Source organism: Herbaspirillum sp. Her2, assembly GCF_057961375.1.
In genome coordinates this window covers 5540447-5556208 of sequence record NZ_CM176331.1, presented here as the reverse complement: position 1 = coordinate 5556208, position 15762 = coordinate 5540447, and the positions used below count along the sequence as shown (strand labels likewise).

The following is a 15762-nucleotide window of genomic DNA, read 5'->3' as shown; positions in this document are numbered from 1 at the left end:
CACGCCTTTGCGCTTGCCCATGACCCAGCCCGCCTCACACCCCAGCGCCTCCCTTCACGCGCTGGCCTGGAAAGTCTGCCTGTCCGGCATGGTGGCCCTGTCGGTGGCGATGGGCATCGGCCGTTTCGCCTTCACGCCGCTGCTGCCGATGATGCTGCATGAAGGCAGCCTCTCGCTGCAGATGGGCGGCTGGCTGGCCACTGCCAATTACCTGGGCTACTTCGCCGGTGCCATGCTGTGCGCCTTCCATCGCAGCAAGCGCGGCGTGGCCATGCTGCGCGCCGGGCTGGTGGTGACCATCCTGCTCACGCTGGGCATGGGCGTGCTGCATCAGGACTGGATCTGGCTGTGGATGCGCTTTCTCTCCGGCGTGGCCAGCGCCTATGTGTTCGTCTATACCGCCGGCTGGTGCCTGCAGCAACTGACGCAGCTGGGCCGTCCCGAACTGGGTGGCGTGATCTTCTGTGGTCCCGGCCTGGGCATCGCGCTGACCGGCCTGCTCTCGGGCCCCATGATCGCGGCTGGCTGGCTGGCGGCGGGCGGCTGGATTGCCTTCGGCGTGATCGCGCTGGGGCTCACGGCATTGGTGTGGAAGTCGTTCAGCTTCGATGCCGGGCGCGGTCTCAACGTGCATCCGCATGACAGCAATGCAGCACAGGCTCCGGTCCCGGAATCGGCGAGCCGGAAGCGGGAAGTGATGATCCAGGTGATTGCCTACGGCATCGCCGGATTCGGATATATCATCACCGCCACCTTCCTGCCGGTGATCGCGCGCCAGGCGCTGCCGGGCTCGGTGTGGCCGGATTATTTCTGGCCCATCTTCGGCTTGTCGGTGGCGGCCGGGGCCTTCAGCGCCACGCGGCTGTCGGTGCAGGGCGACCAGCGCCTGCTGCTGACCGGGGCTTACCTGATGCAGGCGGCGGGAGTGCTGGTGTCGATCCTGTTCCCCACTGCACCCGGCTTTGCGTTGAGCTGTCTGCTGCTCGGTCTGCCCTTTACCGCCATTACCCTGTTCGGCATGCGCGAAGCACGCCGCCTGCGGCGCGAACAGGCCAGCAGCCTGATGGCCCTGATGACCGCCGCCTACGGCATCGGCCAGATCGCCGGCCCGCCGCTGGCCACCGCACTGGTGCACGGCAGCGGCTCCTTCACGCCCTCACTGTGCGTGGCGGCGGTGACGCTGCTCATCGGTGCGGGACTCTACTATCGACTCACGATCACGCATCGCCTGCCGCGCTGATCCGCTTCGCTACCCACCAACAAAAACGCCCGCGACATCGACTGTCGCGGGCGTTCGTCCTTGCAGCCACCAGCAATGTAGATCAGCGGAAGGCCGGCTCCGCGAAGCTGCGCAGCTTGCGGCTGTGCACCTGCTCGATGCCATTGTTGCGCAACAGCTCCAGCGCGCGAATGCCGATCTGCAAGTGCTGCGCCACGCGCTGCTCGTAGAAGGTATTGGCCATGCCGGGCAGCTTGATCTCACCGTGCAGCGGCTTGTCCGAGACACACAACAGCGTGCCGTAGGGCACCCGGAAGCGGAAACCGTTGGCCGCCACCGTCGCGCTTTCCATGTCCAGTGCGATGGCGCGGCTCTGCGAGAAGCGCAGCAGCGGCATGCGATGGTCGCGCAGTTCCCAGTTGCGGTCATCGACCGAGGCCACGGTGCCGGTACGCATGATGCGCTTCAACTCATAGCCATCGAGCTGGGTGATGCTGGCCACCGCATCCTGCAAGGCCAGCTGCACTTCAGCCAGCGCCGGGATCGGCACCCACAGCGGCAGGTCGTCATCGAGCACGTGATCGTCCCGCACATAGGCATGCGCCAGCACGTAATCACCCATGCGCTGCGAGGCCGACAGGCCGGCGCAGTGGCCCAGCATCAGCCAGCCATGCGGACGCAAGACGGCCACATGGTCGGTCACCGTCTTGGCATTGGACGGGCCCACGCCGATATTGACCAGGGTGATGCCGCTACCATCGGCACGCTGCAGGTGATAGGCCGGCATCTGCGGCTGCCGTGCTGGTGCCACACCGGAAACTGGCCTGGTCTCTGTACCGGTCTGGTTGGCACTCCAGGTGGTGACATTACCGGGCTCGACGAAGGCAGTGTACTGGCGGCGATAGGCCAGTTCATCCGGATCATCGGTCGGCTCCATCAGGCGCCGGCCCAGGCGCACGAACTCATCGACGTAGAAAGCGTAGTTGGTGAAGAGCACGTAGCGCTGGAACTGGTCCGGCGAGGTCGCCGTGTAATGGCGCAGGCGATGCAGCGAGTAATCGATGCGCGGCCCGGTGAACAGCGCCAGCGGATGCGGCCCTTCGCGCCAGGCACCGTTGTCCACTTCATAGGTGCCGTTGGCGATGCGGTCATCCATGGTCGCCAGGTCGGGCAGGTCGAAGTAATCGGGCAGCGTGCGCAGGTGTTCCGGGTCCAGGCTGCCTTCCACGTGTATGCCTTCGGGGAAGGCGAAGTGCACCGGGATCGGCAGCTCGCTCACGCCCACTTCCAGCGGCACCTCATGGTTCTGCAGCACAAGCTTGAATTGCGCCAGCAGGTATTGATGGAACAGCTTGGGACGCGTGAGCGTGGTCTCGTAGCAGCCGGGACCGGCCACGAACCCGAAGGACTGGCGGGTATCGGTGTGGGTGGATTTTTCGGTGGTGATGCGCACGAAGGGATAGCAGGCACGCACCCGCTGCGGCATCCCTTCGCCGCTGGAGAACTGGCGGAAGGCATCGCGCAGGATGGCCGTGTTGTGTTCGTAGATCTCCAGCACGCGCGCATAGGCGGCTTCGGGGTTGGTGAATTTTTCTGTGGCAAACATCGTGGTTCTCCATCATTGCCGCGCGCCGCACCGGTGTAAAAGCCAATGCGCTGGGGCGGCGCGGCCGGTTGGACCGGTCATTCATCGAAAGAACTTGTGCGCGGCACCATCTTACCTGAGAGCGCTGCTTTCCACGCAGCTGCGCCATGCCGCGATCAAGCAAGACAATGCCGCGCTTGTCAGGCTTTGCTGCACTCTGATTCGGTGATATCTTCCGAGTTCTTCGGCGCGATTTACTTATTTTTTCAAGCGCGCCTTCCCTGCCCGCCTGCCCTGCGCCGGCGCCCCCCGGCCACCTGCGTCAGCGCGCTGTCAGTTGCGCGTCATTTTGCCCTTTTCGATCACTCCTGTCGGGCCAAAACGCACCAAACGTGCGCGCACCCCCGTCGCAAAGGCCCGCGCCATGCGGCTTTCTCACCCGATAAAAAAACCTTTGATTGCCAGGCGAGCCGGTGCTATCGTGTCGGCGCTTTTGGCGGGATGAGATCGCGCGGCAAGACGTGAGACATCTTCGCAAGGCTACCAATAAAACTAAGAAAATCCATTCAACCACTCGTTCAGAGGCAAACATGTTCATCAGAAAAATCTTCCAGCAGATGCTGGTCCTGCTCTGCCTGGCCGCGGCCGCAGCCGCACAAGCACAAAACCTGCCCAACGTGGTCATCCTGGCCACCGGCGGCACCATCGCCGGTACCGGTGCCACCAGCACCACCACTGTCGGCTACACCGCCGCCAAGGTCGGCGTGGATGCGCTCATCGCAGCCGTTCCCGAACTCAAGAAGGTCGCCAACGTGCGCGGCGAGCAGGTCATGCAGATCGCCAGCGAGAACATGAACAACGAGGCCTGGCTGAAGCTGGCCAAGCGCGTCAACACCCTGCTGGCGCAGAGTGACGTCGATGGCATCGTCATCACCCACGGCACCGACACCATCGAAGAAACCGCCTACTTCCTGGACCTGGTGGTCAAGAGCAAGAAGCCGGTGGTGATCGTGGGTGCCATGCGTCCCTCCACCGCCATCAGCGCTGACGGCCCGATCAACCTGTACAACGCCGTGCTGCTGGCCGGCTCCAAGGAAGCCGTCGGCAAGGGCGTGCTGGTGACCCTGAACGACCAGATCAATGCTGGCCGTGAAGTGACCAAGACCAACACCTCCACCATGGACACCTTCAAGACGCCGGAACTGGGCTTCCTGGGCTACATCCAGGGCAGCAAGCCGTACTTCTATCGCCAGTCCACCCGCAAGAACACGGCCGACACCCCGTTCGACATCATGAACCTGGACAAGCTGCCGCAAGTGGACATCGTCTATGGCTACGCCAACATGAACCCGATCGCCCTGAACGCCTTCGTGGCCGCTGGTGCGCAAGGCATCATCCACGCCGGCGTGGGTGACGGCAGCCTGAACAACACCGTGGTGCCGTCGCTGACCGAGGCCCGCAAGAAGGGCGTCGTGATCGTGCGTTCCAGCCGCGTCGGCCAGGGCATCGTGGCGCGCAACGGCGAAGCTGACGATGACAAGCTGGACTTCGTGGTCTCCGATACGCTGAACCCGCAGAAGGCGCGCATCCTGCTGATGCTGGCCCTGACCAAGACCACCGACAGCAAGGAAATCCAGAAGATGTTCTGGGAGTACTGATCCTGCCGGTCCGGCGGCCCTGGCTGCCGGACCCAGCATCAATCAATCCTCAGTCCGAAAGCCCGCTGCCCGTGCAGCGGGCTTTTTTTACGCAGGAACCAAGCACGGCAGGCTTCACTCTGTAGAGTTCGTCTTGCCCCGGACCGCTTCACAGGAGAACATCGCATGCCCAGCCGCCGTCAATTCCTCGCCGCCGCCAGTGCCGCTTCGGCATTGGCCGCCCTCGGCCTCTCGCCGCGTGCGCTGGCGGCGCAGGGCTTGCGCCTGGGCCGTGCGCAGCCGTTTTCCTTCGACAGCCTGATCGCCCGCGCCCGCGACATGGCCCGCACGCCCTACCAGGCCCCGCCGGCCGTGCCGGCCGAGGTGCTGGACAAGATCGACTACGAAGCCCACGGCAAGATCCGCTTCAAGACTGCCGATGCGCTCTTCGCCCAGGGGCCCGGCGCGTATCCGGTGACCTTCTTCCACCTCGGCAAGTTCTTCCGTGTACCGGTACGGATGTTCATCCTTGCTGGTCAGGGCGATGGCACTGTACCGGTACAGTCGCGCGAAGTGTCTTACCGCGATGACTATTTCGACATGCCGGCCGACAGCCCCGCCCATCAGCTTCCGGCAGGCAGCGGCTTCGCCGGTTTCCGCTTCCAGGAAAGCCGCCTGGCCGACCAGAAGGAGAAGGACTGGCATACCAATGACTGGGTGGCCTTCCTCGGTGCCTCCTATTTCCGCGCCATCGGCGACCTGTACCAGTACGGCCTGTCGGCGCGCGGCATCGCCGTCGATGTGGCCCAGGCCGACCGGCCTGAAGAATTTCCCGACTTCACGCAATTCTTCTTCGAACCCTCCGCCCCGGGCAGCGATACGGTGGTGGTGTATGCCCTGCTCGATGGGCCCAGCATCACGGGTGCCTATCGCTTCGCCATGCAGCGCAAGCAAGGCGGCGGCGTGCACATGGAGATCGACAAGTCGCTGTTCCTGCGGCGCGACGTGGCGCGCCTGGGCCTGGCCCCGGCCACCTCGATGTACTGGTTCTCGGAAACGGTGAAGGGCACCGGCGCGGACTGGCGGCCGGAGGTGCATGACTCGGACGGACTGGCGATCTGGAACGGCGCAGGCGAACATCTCTGGCGTCCGCTCAACAATCCGCCGCGCACCATGTCGTCGGCCTTCAGCGACCAGCACCTGCGCGGCTTTGGCCTGCTGCAACGGGACCGCGATTTCGATCATTACCTCGACGGCGTGCATTACGAACGCCGCCCCAGCCTGTGGGTAGAACCGGTGGGCGACTGGGGCGAAGGCGAAGTGCAATTGATCGAGCTGCGCACCGATGACGAGATCCACGACAACATCGTCGCCATGTGGGTACCCAAGGCACCGGCGCGCGCCGGCAACGCCTATCGCGTGCGCTACCGGCTCTACTGGCAGCAGGACGAACCCTTCCCTACCCCGCTGGCACGCTGCGTGGCCACGCGCCTGGGACGTGGCGGCCAGCCGGGCCAGCCGAGGCCGCCGCAGGTGCGCAAGTTCATGGTGGAGTTCAAGGGAGAAGCGCTGGCGGGGCTGCCCTTCGGCGTGAAGCCGGAAGCAGTCATCACGGCTTCGCGCGGCAGCATTTCCTATGTCTATACCGAGGCGCTGCCCAACGGCGTGCCCGGCCACTGGCGCGCGCAGTTCGATCTCACGGCCAGCGGCGAGGAACCGGTCGAGCTGCGCCTGTTCCTGCGCCATCAGGGCCAGGCATTGAGCGAGACCTGGCTGTTCCAGTACCATCCGTTTGCCGCGCGGGAAGTCTATTGAAATGCGGTGAAATAGTTTTTTTGAAGGGCTGCGAAAAAATGTTTGTACTTTTTTGAAAAGCTCCTTATAATCTCGTTCTTTCGCGGCTGTAGCTCAGCTGGATAGAGTACTTGGCTACGAACCAAGGGGTCGTGGGTTCGATTCCTGCCAGCCGCACCATATGTAGTAGAAAAAGGGTCCATCGCAAGATGGGCCCTTTTTTGTTTTGTGCTGCCGCCAGCATGGCGCAGCTCATCCACAGAATCCAAAGCTGGCCGACGCAGGGTTGCGCCATCGTCCGACAGGCCCCCGCAGCCCGGCTGGGGATAATCAAGGCTCCCCGAATCTGATTCCATCGATTTCCCTCGATGCCCACAGGAGCCGCAATGAAAAAGATGTCCTTCCTCATGCTGGCCGCCGGTTCGCTGGCCATGCTGGCCGCTGCCAAACCGGTACTGCGCCGCTATGAAGATCTCAACCGCCGCCGTGCCGCCACCGCGCCCGCCGACACCGCCTCAGGCCAACCGGCCATCATCGGTGAAGAAGACATGCAGCCCGTCGCTCAGGAAAGCAGCATCGTGGCTGACGGCACGCAGCACCATGATCCGGCCGGCGCACCGCCTGTCCAGGCCGCTGCGGTCGATGCCCCGCCGCGCAAGGATGGCGACTTCGCACCGCCGGTCGGCGCGTAAATCAAAGACATTGAACGCGCTCGCTGACGGCCGGGATTTTTCCGTCAGAGCGTCAATCGACGCTCGATGATCTCGTACGCACGCAGTATGCCGGCGATGCGGGCGTGCTCGAAATCGAGATACAGGGGGCTGTCCTGCCGGTAACGCAGGATGCGCTTGCCGGCGTGGAAGATGCGCAGGCTCATCTCCCAGCCATGCGGCCCCTGAATCGCGATGACGCGGATATCGTAGTCGCGATACCGGGCGTGGTGGATCTGCTCGCGGTCGTTGAGGAGCCGGCGGCCATACAGCCGCAAATCACTGCGCGGACACATCATGCCTCCTGCACGCCTTGCGCGCTGCGGCGACGTCCCGCCCCCAGCACCAGCACGAAGAACAAGGGCACGAACAGGACCGCCAGCACCGTGGCACTGACCATGCCGCCGAACACGCCCGTGCCGATGGCGCGCTGGGTCTCGGCACTCGCGCCCGAGGCCAGCATCAGCGGCACCACGCCCAGCGCAAAGGCCAGCGAAGTCATGAGGATGGGACGCAACCGCAGCACCGCCGCCTTGATCGCCGCCTCCACCAGGCCCGCACCCTCGGCGCGCAACTGGCGCGCGAACTCGACGATGAGGATGGCATTCTTGGCCGAGAGCCCGATGACGGTAATCATGCCGACCTTGAAGAACACGTCATTGGGCATGTCGCGCAGGATCACCGCTGCGACCGCACCGATCAAGCCCAGCGGCACCACCAGCATGACCGACAGCGGAATGCGCCAGCTCTCGTACAAGGCCGCCAGCACCAGGAACACCACCAGCATCGACAAGGCCATCAGCATCGGTGCCTGGGCCGCCGACAGGCGTTCCTGCAGGGACTGGCCGGTCCATGCCACGGCAAACCCGGGCGGCAGTTGCTGCGCCAGCTTTTCCATCTCCGCCATGGCATCGCCACTGGCCACGCCCGGCGCAGCACTGCCGGAGATGCGCACCGCCGGGAAGCCCTGGTAGCGCTGCAATTGGGTCGGCACGACCTGCCATTGGGCTTGTACCATTTCCGAGAGCGGCACCATCCCGCCGTTCTGGTTGCGCACATACAGCTTCATCAGGTCCTCGATCTGCATGCGCGATTGCGCCTGGGCCTGAATGATGACCTGCTGCATGCGGCCCGCATTGGGGAAATCATTTACATAGAAGGAACCCATGGCCGCCGAGAGCGTATCGCTGATGCTGGCAAAGGAAACGCCCAGCGCGGCCGCCTTGTGGCGATCCACATTGAGCTGCAGGCTCGCACCCGGTGGCAGGCCATCCGCATACACGCCGGCCAGCTTGGGGCTCTGTGCCGCCAGTGCCAGCAGTTGCGCTTCGGCCGCCTTGAGCGCGGCGTGGCCCTGGTTGGCACGGTCCTGCAGGCGCATGGCAAAGCCGGAGGAATTGCCCAGCTCCTCGATGGCCGGCGGCAGCAGGCTCATGACCATGCCATCCACTCCGTTCTCCATGGCCGCCTGCGCATGCTGGGCCTCGATGGCGGCGGTGGAGCCCTTGCGCTCCTTCCAGTCCTTCAGTTCGGTGAAAGCCATCGCCGCATTGGGGCCGGAACCGGAGAAACCGAATCCCAGCACCGACAGATTGGCACCGATATCCTCGCGCGTTTTCAGATAGCGCTCGAACTGATCCACGGCACGCGCCGTGCGCTCGGTGGTGGCATCGGCGGGCAGCTGGAAGCTGGTCATGAAATAACCCTGGTCTTCCTCCGGCAGGAAGGCCGACGGCAGCGCCCGCAAACCCAGCACCAGCAACAGCGACAGCGCGCCATAGAGCAGCATCATGCGCAGACCGCGCGCGATCAAGCGGCCCAGCAGCGATTCATAGCGGCGCGTGAGGCGTGCGAAGGCACGGTTGAAGGCTCCGAAGAAACCACGCTTCTCGTGATGGCCGGGGGCCACCGGTTTGAGCAAGGTGGCGCACAGGGCCGGCGTCAGGCTCAGCGCCAGGAAGGCCGAGAACAGGATCGATACCGCCATGGCCAGCGAGAACTGGCGATAGATCACGCCCACCGATCCCCCGGCCAGCGCCATGGGAATGAAGACGGCGGTCAGCACCAGGGTGATGCCGATGATGGCACCGGTGATCTCCCCCATCGCCTTGATGGTGGCCTCGCGCGGACCCAGGCCTTCCTCGGCCATGATGCGCTCGACGTTTTCCACCACCACGATGGCGTCATCGACGATGATGCCGATGGCCAGCACCATGCCGAACATGGTCAGCACGTTGACCGAGTAGCCGGCCACCAGCATCACCGCCAGCGTGCCCTGCAGCGCGATGGGCGCGACGATGGCCGGGATGACGGTATAGCGCACGTTCTGCAGGAACAAATACATCACCAGGAACACCAGCACCATGGCCTCGATCAGGGTCTGCACCACTTTCTGGATGGAGATCTTGACGAAGGGCGCGGTGTTGTAGGGCAGCGAGAACTGCATGCCCTGCGGCAGGCTGGGGCGCAGTTCTTCCATGCGCGCCTGGATCGCCGCAGCCGTGCGGACCGCGTTGGCACCGGGCGAGAGCTGTACGGCCGCCACGCCCGCAGGCTTGCCGTCTTCACGGTTGGCGAAGGCATAGGATTGCGCGCCCAGTTCGACCCGGGCCACGTCACCCAGCAGCACCCGCGAACCATCGGCCTTGGCCTTGAGCACGATGGAAGCGAACTGGTCCGGTGACTGCAACTGTCCTTGTACTGTCAGGGGAACGGCGATCTGCTGGCCCGGTACAGTTGGCGTATCGCCCAGGCGTCCGGGAGCAATCTGTGCGTTCTGCTGGCTGACCGCTGTACTGATATCTGTCACGGTCAGTCCGAAGGCATTGAGCTTGAAGGGATCGATCCAGATCCGCATCGCCTGCTCGGCACCGAACAGCTGCACGCGGCCTACGCCGTCGACGCGGCGCAGTTCTTCGACGATGTTGCGGGCCAGGTAATCGTTGAGGCGGATTTCATCATGGCGGCCGTCCACCGAGGTCAGGCTGACCATGAGCAGGAAGCCAGAGGCCGCCGACTCCACGGTCACGCCGTTCTGGCGCACGGTTTGTGGCAGGCGCGCTTCGATGGCCTTGAGCTTGTTCTGCACGTCGACCTGGGCCAGTTCCGGATCGGTGCCGGGCTTGAAGGTCACGGTGATCTGGGCGCTGCCCGATGTATCGGCCGAGGATTCGAAATAGAGCAGGTTCTTCACGCCCGACAGCTCACGCTCGATCAGGCTGATGACGCCATCGTTCATGGTCTGCGGCGTGGCCCCCGGATAGGTGGCGTTGATCGTCACGCTGGGCGGGGCCACCGAGGGATAGCGGGCAATGGGCAACTGGCTCATGGCGATCACGCCGAAGAGCACGATGAACAGCGCGACCACCCAGGCAAAGATGGGGCGGTCGATAAAGAAGCGAGGCATGCAGGAACTCCATCGGGGGAAACACGCGAAGGACAGCGCCTGCCGGTCAACCCACGGCTTTTTTGCCGCACGTGCTGCCCGACAGTACAATCGCGAGCGAAGGCGGAGTCTGGGGCATGCGCGTGAGGTTTGCGCGATACAACGATGGAGTTTTGATGGAGAACGCAAGAATGGCGGCAACCCAAGTGAAAGCCGGCGAGGCCGCACCGGCCACGGGTGCGCTGATCCTCATCGCCGAGGATGCACCCGAGATCGCCGAGATCCTGGCCGCCTACCTGGCCCGCAGCGGCATGCGCAGCGTGCATGCGGCCGATGGTGCGCGGGCACTGGAGCTGCATCTCTCGCTCAAGCCGGACCTGGTGCTGCTCGATATCCAGATGCCGCAGGTCAATGGCTGGCAGGTGCTGGCGCAGATCCGCCAGCGCGACAACACGCCGGTCATCCTGCTCACCGCGCTGGACCAGGACGTGGACAAGCTCACGGGACTGCGCATCGGTGCCGACGACTACGTGGTCAAGCCTTTCAACCCGGCCGAAGTGGTCGCGCGCGTGGAAGCGGTACTGCGCCGCAGCCTGCCGCGCGAGGAGCGCGAAGACCGCCGCATCCTGCGCGCCCCGCCCTTCGTGATCGATTTCGAACAGCATGAGGTGGTGGCCGAAATCGAGGGCGTGAGCCACATGCTGATGCTGACGCTGACCGAATTCAAGCTGCTGGCACAACTGGCACGCGCCCCGCGCCGCGTGTTCAGCCGCGCCGAACTGCTGGCCACCTGCCTGCCCGAGGGCGACACCCTGGAACGCACCGTGGACAGCCACGTCAGCAAGCTGCGCAAGAAGCTGGAAGACCTCGGACTGGCCGGTATCCCGGTGAGCATCCGCGGGGTCGGCTACCGCTTCCAGCAGGGCGGCTGATTGCACGCACCCGATACGCCTCCATGAAACCCGGCATCGATCTCCTGACCCTCTGGCGCGGCAAGGGACTGGCGCGCCAGATCATCAGTTCCGTCGCCATCCTGGCACTGACCATCATGCTGATGGTGCTGCTGGGGTCTTACGCGTTCTATTCGACGCTGTTCATCTTCCTGCCCACGGCGCTCTCCGCACCGGACAGCTGGCTGCCCTCGCCCGCTGAATGGGGCTGGATCTTCGTGACCACGCTCGTCGGCGTGGCCATCGCGGTGTGGGTGGCCATCCGGTTATCGCGCCGCATCCTCACGCCCTTGAATTCGGTGGCCACCAGTTTGCGCCGTGTAGCGCAGGGTGACCTGGCCGCGCGCGCCGCCGCAGACCGGCAGCCGCTGGACGAAGCCTCGCAACTGATCAGCGATTTCAATGCCATGGCCGAACGGCTGGAGCGGGTGCAGCAGGAACGCATCTTCTGGAACGCCGCGATTGCGCACGAGCTGCGCACGCCGGTGACGATCCTGCGCGGGCGTCTGCAGGGCCTGGCCGATGGCGTGTTCCAGCCCGATCCGGCGCTCTTTTCCAGCCTGCTGGTGCAGGTGGAAGGACTGGGCCGGCTGATCGAGGACTTGCGCATCGTGGGGCTGGCCGAGAGCGGCCACTTGCGCATCCAGCTGCAGCAGGCCGATCTGCGGCAGGAGATCATGACGGTGCTGAAAGCGTGTGAATCGGCACTGCACGACAAGGGTTTCACGCTCACCCTGGCGCTGGGCGCGGAGCGCCCGGCATGCGACCCGGTACGCATCCGCCAGGCACTGCTGGCGCTGCTGGAGAATGCCCTGCAACACGCCACGCCGGGCCCCTTGCGCATCAGTACCCTGGTCGTCGATGGCCAGCATTGCCTGCGCGTGGAGGACAGCGGTCCTGGCCTGTCCGCCAGCGACGCGCAGCGCATCTTCGATGCCTTCCAGCGTGGGCCCCGTACCGGCGACACGGCCGCCAAGGGTAGCGGGCTGGGACTGGCCGTAGTGCGGGCCATTGCCAGCGCGCATGGCGGCACGGTGGATTGCCAACCCTCGACCCTGGGCGGTGCCTGCTTCGAGTTGCGCTGGCCGAAATGAAACCGGAGGCCACCACGCCTCCCTGAAAATCGCCCTACTCTTCACGCCGGTGGCTGCCTGCCCCCCCGCCTGGGCCGCATGGACGGCAGCGTGCTGATGTTCTCTTCATATCGCCCTCCAGCCCCCCGCCAGTGGGAGTTCGTGTTCGCCTGCGCTAGGTCTTGAAGGTCCCGACCAGTCCGCTGAGCTTGTGGGCCTGCTCCTGCATCGACTCGGCGGCGGCCGAGGCCTGCTCCACCAAGGCGGCATTCTGCTGGGTCACGTTATCCATCTGGCTGATCGCCTGCTGGATCTGCTCCACGCCGGCGGACTGTTCCTGGCTGGCCGAGCTGATGCCGGCAATGATTTCGGTAACGCGTTGTACGCTGGCGACGACTTCATCCATGGTGGAGCCGGCCTGGTTGACCAGTGTGCTGCCGGCATCGACCTTGGAGACCGAGTTGTCGATGAGTTCCTTGATCTCCTTGGCGGCGGCCGCCGAGCGTTGCGCCAGGTTGCGCACCTCGCTGGCGACCACCGCAAAACCGCGCCCCTGCTCGCCAGCCCGGGCCGCTTCCACGGCGGCGTTGAGTGCCAGGATATTGGTCTGGAACGCGATGCCGTCAATCACGCCGATGATGTCGACGATCTTCTTCGACGAGGCATTGATGGCCCCCATCGTCTCCACCACCTGCGAGACCACGGCTCCGCCGCGCTGCGCCACCGCCGACGCAGTACTGGCCAGTTCGCTGGCCAGCAGGGCGTTGCTGGCATTCTGCTTGACGGTGGAGGTGATCTCTTCCATCGAGGACGCGGTTTCTTCCAGCGAACTGGCTTGCTGCTCGGTGCGGGTGGACAAATCCAGCGTACCGGCCGCGATCTCAGTGGCTGAATTGTCGATGCGATGGGCACCGTCGCGTACATCGGTGACGATGATTTGCAGGCCGGTCTGCATCGTCCGCAGGGCTTCCAGCAATTCACCGGTTTCGCCCCTGACGTGGTGGCTGATCTCGGCCGTCAGGTCGCCCTGCGCCACCCGGCGTGCCACCCTGGCGGCATGCGCCAGGGGATCGCGGATAGCCTTGTAGACCAGCATGAGCGTACAGGCCAGCACCACCACCGCCACCCCCATGAGGGCGTAGAAGATCAGCGCCATCGTGGCCGAATGCGCCCTGGCATCTTCCACCTGGGCCAGGGTGCGGGCGTCCAGCATGGCGAAGAACTGGTCTACCGGGCGCATGATCCGGGCCTTGTTCACGTGGTAGGCAAGGTCGTGCATGAGTTCGCGTGCACGGACCAGGTCGGGTTCGCCACGCCGGGTGAAGTTGCCTTGCGCGTCTTCGTAGAGGCCCTTGACCATGTTCATGGCCAGCGCTTCGGTCTTGACCAGGGCATCCGAATTGGCCTTGGCTTCGCTGAGCTTGGCCAGTTCGGCGTCGGTGAAGCCGGCCTCGCGCATCAGCGCGATCAGGGCGACGCTGCGCGAGCTGTCCGGGCGCGGCGGCTTGCCGTCGGCGGCGACGAAATCCCAGTAGATGCGGCCATAGTTTTCCGGGCGGGGCTTCTTGCCGTCGCGGATGTCGAGGATCGCCTGGTACTGTTTTTCATAGGCGGGGTCAGCCGTGATGACGTAGGTGCGTGCCAGGCGGGTCAGGTCGTCCGAACCCTGGCGCAGTTCCGTGGCCAGCTGGAACGAGGCGTAGCGGCTCTCGTTGGCGGCATTGAGCGTGGCGTCGCTGCGTTCCAGCGCCAGCGCGACCAGCGCGATGGCCAGCATGAGCGCACTGATGACGCCGGTAAGCAAAATGAAGATCTGGCGGATGGTAAAACGGCCTATGAATGAGACGTTCATGAAAACCCCGCTGGAAAGAGTGGATGCAATCGGAACGGTCCAGCCGCCTGCGCTCCGAATTGAGGTGGCTCGAATTACTTGATCTATTGCAAAAATCATTAAATCTAATACTTTAAGGAAACAAAACACCAAATTTATTTTATTGAGTGAATTCAATAAATCAATGTAATTTAATGAAGAGCTTGGTTTTTTTGATCGGGATGAATTTGGCGGTGAGATGCACGCTTGCGGGGTCAGAGATCGGAGCGGATGCAATCCTTGCACTGGCGCATGGTCCGATCACGCCAGGGTGTGTATATTGGACCGCGTACCTGTGCAGAAATAACAACCATCACAGATCAAGATCCCGGGCAGGTTGCGCCGGGAATGGGGGGAAGTGAGATGCGCAAAGTCACCATCATGAGGGCGGCCTGGTTCGCCCTGCTTGCCTGTTTGCAGCCGTGGACGATGCAGCCGGCCGAGGCCGAGGAAGTCCGCCAGGTGACGCTGGGCCTGAGCGCCTGGCTCACGCAGCCGATCGTGCAGAGTGCCTGGCACGGTGCGGAGTTGGCGGTGGAGGATGCCAACGCCATGGCCGCCAGGAAGAAAGCTTCATGGCGTTTTCGCCTGCTGGCCCAGGATGATCAGGGGTCGGCCAATTTCGGCGTGAATGTCGCCCGTTATTTCATCAAGGAAAAAGTCGCGGGGGTCATCGGGCCCTGGAGCAGCGATGCGGCCATGGCCACGGCCGAACTGTACGAGGCGGCCCGCATCCCGCAGATCGGCTTTACGGCCGGCACCAGCCAGTGGACCAACCAGGGCAATCGCATGCCGTTCCGGGTCGTGGGTGGAACCGCCGAGGTCGGCCTGTCGATGGCCGAGGTGATCACCACCGACCTGAAGGGCAAGCGGGTCTTCGTCGTCCACAATGATTCGGCTTACAGCAATGCCCTCACCGATGAGCTGACCGCGCGCCTGGTCAACCGGCCGGGACTGACCGCCACCCGCTATCTGGTCGGCCGGCGCACGACTGACTTCAATGCCACCATCAAGGCGGCCAATCAGTATCAGGCGGATGTGATCGTGTTCCTCGCGCTGTTTCCGCAGGCGGCAGCGTTCATGGAGGAAGTCCGGCGCTCCGGAACGGAGGCCAAGGTGTTGCTGGTGGGCGGGGCCAGCAGCCTGTCCTTCGGCGAGGCGGCGCTGCCGCAGGCCTACGTGCTGGAATATGAACTGGCACGTGAGCAGTGTCCGCGCTGGAAGGCGTTCACCCAGGCCTATATGCGGCGCTACAACGTCGCCCCCAGTCCTTATTCCTACTATGCCTATGACGCGGCCAGCGTGTTGATCGCCGCCATCCTGCAAAGCGACTCGACCGATGGCGAAAAGATCGCGGCCAGCTTGCGCCAGCTACGCCATGCGGGACTGAGCGGACCGATCAGTTTTGCGGCCGGCGGTGCCAATGCGGCACCGCGCTTCCGGCTGTACCAGTATCGGAGCAGGGGGCAATGGCAGCAGGTGGGCGTGTTTCCGCGCGGCGCGGGGATCAACGAGAAATGCCAGTAAGCGGAACCTGCA

Annotated in this window: 11 protein-coding genes and 1 tRNA gene; 8 read left to right on the top strand and 4 right to left on the bottom strand. The window is 64.2% G+C overall.

Annotated features, from left to right (window positions below; translation table 11 throughout):
• The first annotated feature begins 19 nt into the window (after positions 1-19).
• Complete coding sequence (locus tag ACWHXP_RS25225) at positions 20-1240, top strand: MFS transporter (protein ID WP_489623789.1); 1221 nt, start codon at positions 20-22, stop codon at positions 1238-1240.
• 82 nt (positions 1241-1322) lie between these two features.
• Here the strand turns inward: ACWHXP_RS25225 and ACWHXP_RS25220 are convergent, their stop codons facing one another.
• Positions 1323-2825, bottom strand: coding sequence for an AMP nucleosidase (locus tag ACWHXP_RS25220; protein WP_121045817.1), 1503 nt, complete (start codon positions 2823-2825; stop codon positions 1323-1325).
• Positions 2826-3394: 569 nt separating this feature from the next.
• On the opposite strand from ACWHXP_RS25220, the gene ACWHXP_RS25215 reads away from it, so the two are divergent.
• From ACWHXP_RS25215 to ACWHXP_RS25200, 4 genes are all read left to right on the top strand, one after another.
• Positions 3395-4462, top strand: a complete 1068-nt coding sequence (locus ACWHXP_RS25215) for a type II asparaginase (protein ID WP_310163109.1) — start codon at positions 3395-3397, stop codon at positions 4460-4462.
• Positions 4463-4627: 165 nt separating this feature from the next.
• On the top strand, positions 4628-6256 hold the full coding sequence (locus tag ACWHXP_RS25210; RefSeq protein WP_489634768.1) for an OpgD/OpgG family glucan biosynthesis protein: 1629 nt from the start codon (positions 4628-4630) through the stop codon (positions 6254-6256).
• A gap of 82 nt (positions 6257-6338) precedes the next feature.
• Positions 6339-6415: transfer RNA gene (locus tag ACWHXP_RS25205), tRNA-Arg, on the top strand.
• A 206-nt stretch (positions 6416-6621) separates the two neighbouring features.
• Positions 6622-6927, top strand: coding sequence for a hypothetical protein (locus tag ACWHXP_RS25200; protein ID WP_489634769.1), 306 nt, complete (start codon positions 6622-6624; stop codon positions 6925-6927).
• Between the two features lie 44 nt (positions 6928-6971).
• Here the strand turns inward: ACWHXP_RS25200 and ACWHXP_RS25195 are convergent, their stop codons facing one another.
• Together ACWHXP_RS25195 and ACWHXP_RS25190 are read right to left on the bottom strand one after the other, a co-directional pair.
• Entirely contained in the window at positions 6972-7241 is a 270-nt protein-coding gene (locus ACWHXP_RS25195) for a hypothetical protein (protein WP_489634770.1), read from the bottom strand.
• Entirely contained in the window at positions 7241-10351 is a 3111-nt protein-coding gene (locus ACWHXP_RS25190) for a multidrug efflux RND transporter permease subunit (protein WP_489634771.1), read from the bottom strand. The genes ACWHXP_RS25195 and ACWHXP_RS25190 overlap by 1 nt, the downstream gene beginning before the upstream one ends.
• A 170-nt stretch (positions 10352-10521) precedes the next feature.
• Between ACWHXP_RS25190 and ACWHXP_RS25185 the strand changes: the two genes are divergently transcribed.
• Both ACWHXP_RS25185 and ACWHXP_RS25180 read left to right on the top strand, forming a co-directional pair.
• Positions 10522-11262, top strand: a complete 741-nt coding sequence (locus ACWHXP_RS25185; protein ID WP_489634772.1) for a response regulator — start codon at positions 10522-10524, stop codon at positions 11260-11262.
• A 23-nt stretch (positions 11263-11285) separates the two neighbouring features.
• On the top strand, positions 11286-12374 hold the full coding sequence (locus ACWHXP_RS25180; RefSeq protein ID WP_489634773.1) for an ATP-binding protein: 1089 nt from the start codon (positions 11286-11288) through the stop codon (positions 12372-12374).
• 154 nt (positions 12375-12528) lie between these two features.
• On the opposite strand, the gene ACWHXP_RS25175 is transcribed toward ACWHXP_RS25180, so the two are convergent.
• Entirely contained in the window at positions 12529-14205 is a 1677-nt protein-coding gene (locus tag ACWHXP_RS25175; protein WP_489634774.1) for a methyl-accepting chemotaxis protein, read from the bottom strand.
• 381 nt (positions 14206-14586) lie between these two features.
• Here ACWHXP_RS25175 and ACWHXP_RS25170 point away from each other — a divergent pair, with 381 nt between their 5' ends.
• Positions 14587-15750 (top strand): branched-chain amino acid ABC transporter substrate-binding protein, encoded by a 1164-nt coding sequence (locus tag ACWHXP_RS25170; protein ID WP_489637755.1) that lies wholly within the window; start codon positions 14587-14589, stop codon positions 15748-15750.
• The last annotated feature ends 12 nt before the right edge of the window (positions 15751-15762 follow it).

What these genes read in the sequence shown, in the direction of transcription:
- ACWHXP_RS25195 (WP_489634770.1), bottom strand. Translation starts at nt 7,241, where the DNA reads ATGTGTCCGCGCAGTGATTTGCGGCTGTATGGCCGCCGGCTCCTCAAC.
- ACWHXP_RS25185 (WP_489634772.1), top strand. Translation starts at nt 10,522, where the DNA reads ATGGCGGCAACCCAAGTGAAAGCCGGCGAGGCCGCACCGGCCACGGGT.
- ACWHXP_RS25215 (WP_310163109.1), top strand. Translation starts at nt 3,395, where the DNA reads ATGTTCATCAGAAAAATCTTCCAGCAGATGCTGGTCCTGCTCTGCCTG.
- ACWHXP_RS25180 (WP_489634773.1), top strand. Translation starts at nt 11,286, where the DNA reads ATGAAACCCGGCATCGATCTCCTGACCCTCTGGCGCGGCAAGGGACTG.
- ACWHXP_RS25170 (WP_489637755.1), top strand. Translation starts at nt 14,587, where the DNA reads ATGCGCAAAGTCACCATCATGAGGGCGGCCTGGTTCGCCCTGCTTGCC.
- ACWHXP_RS25225 (WP_489623789.1), top strand. Translation starts at nt 20, where the DNA reads ATGACCCAGCCCGCCTCACACCCCAGCGCCTCCCTTCACGCGCTGGCC.
- ACWHXP_RS25175 (WP_489634774.1), bottom strand. Translation starts at nt 14,205, where the DNA reads ATGAACGTCTCATTCATAGGCCGTTTTACCATCCGCCAGATCTTCATT.
- ACWHXP_RS25220 (WP_121045817.1), bottom strand. Translation starts at nt 2,825, where the DNA reads ATGTTTGCCACAGAAAAATTCACCAACCCCGAAGCCGCCTATGCGCGC.
- ACWHXP_RS25190 (WP_489634771.1), bottom strand. Translation starts at nt 10,351, where the DNA reads ATGCCTCGCTTCTTTATCGACCGCCCCATCTTTGCCTGGGTGGTCGCG.
- ACWHXP_RS25200 (WP_489634769.1), top strand. Translation starts at nt 6,622, where the DNA reads ATGAAAAAGATGTCCTTCCTCATGCTGGCCGCCGGTTCGCTGGCCATG.
- ACWHXP_RS25210 (WP_489634768.1), top strand. Translation starts at nt 4,628, where the DNA reads ATGCCCAGCCGCCGTCAATTCCTCGCCGCCGCCAGTGCCGCTTCGGCA.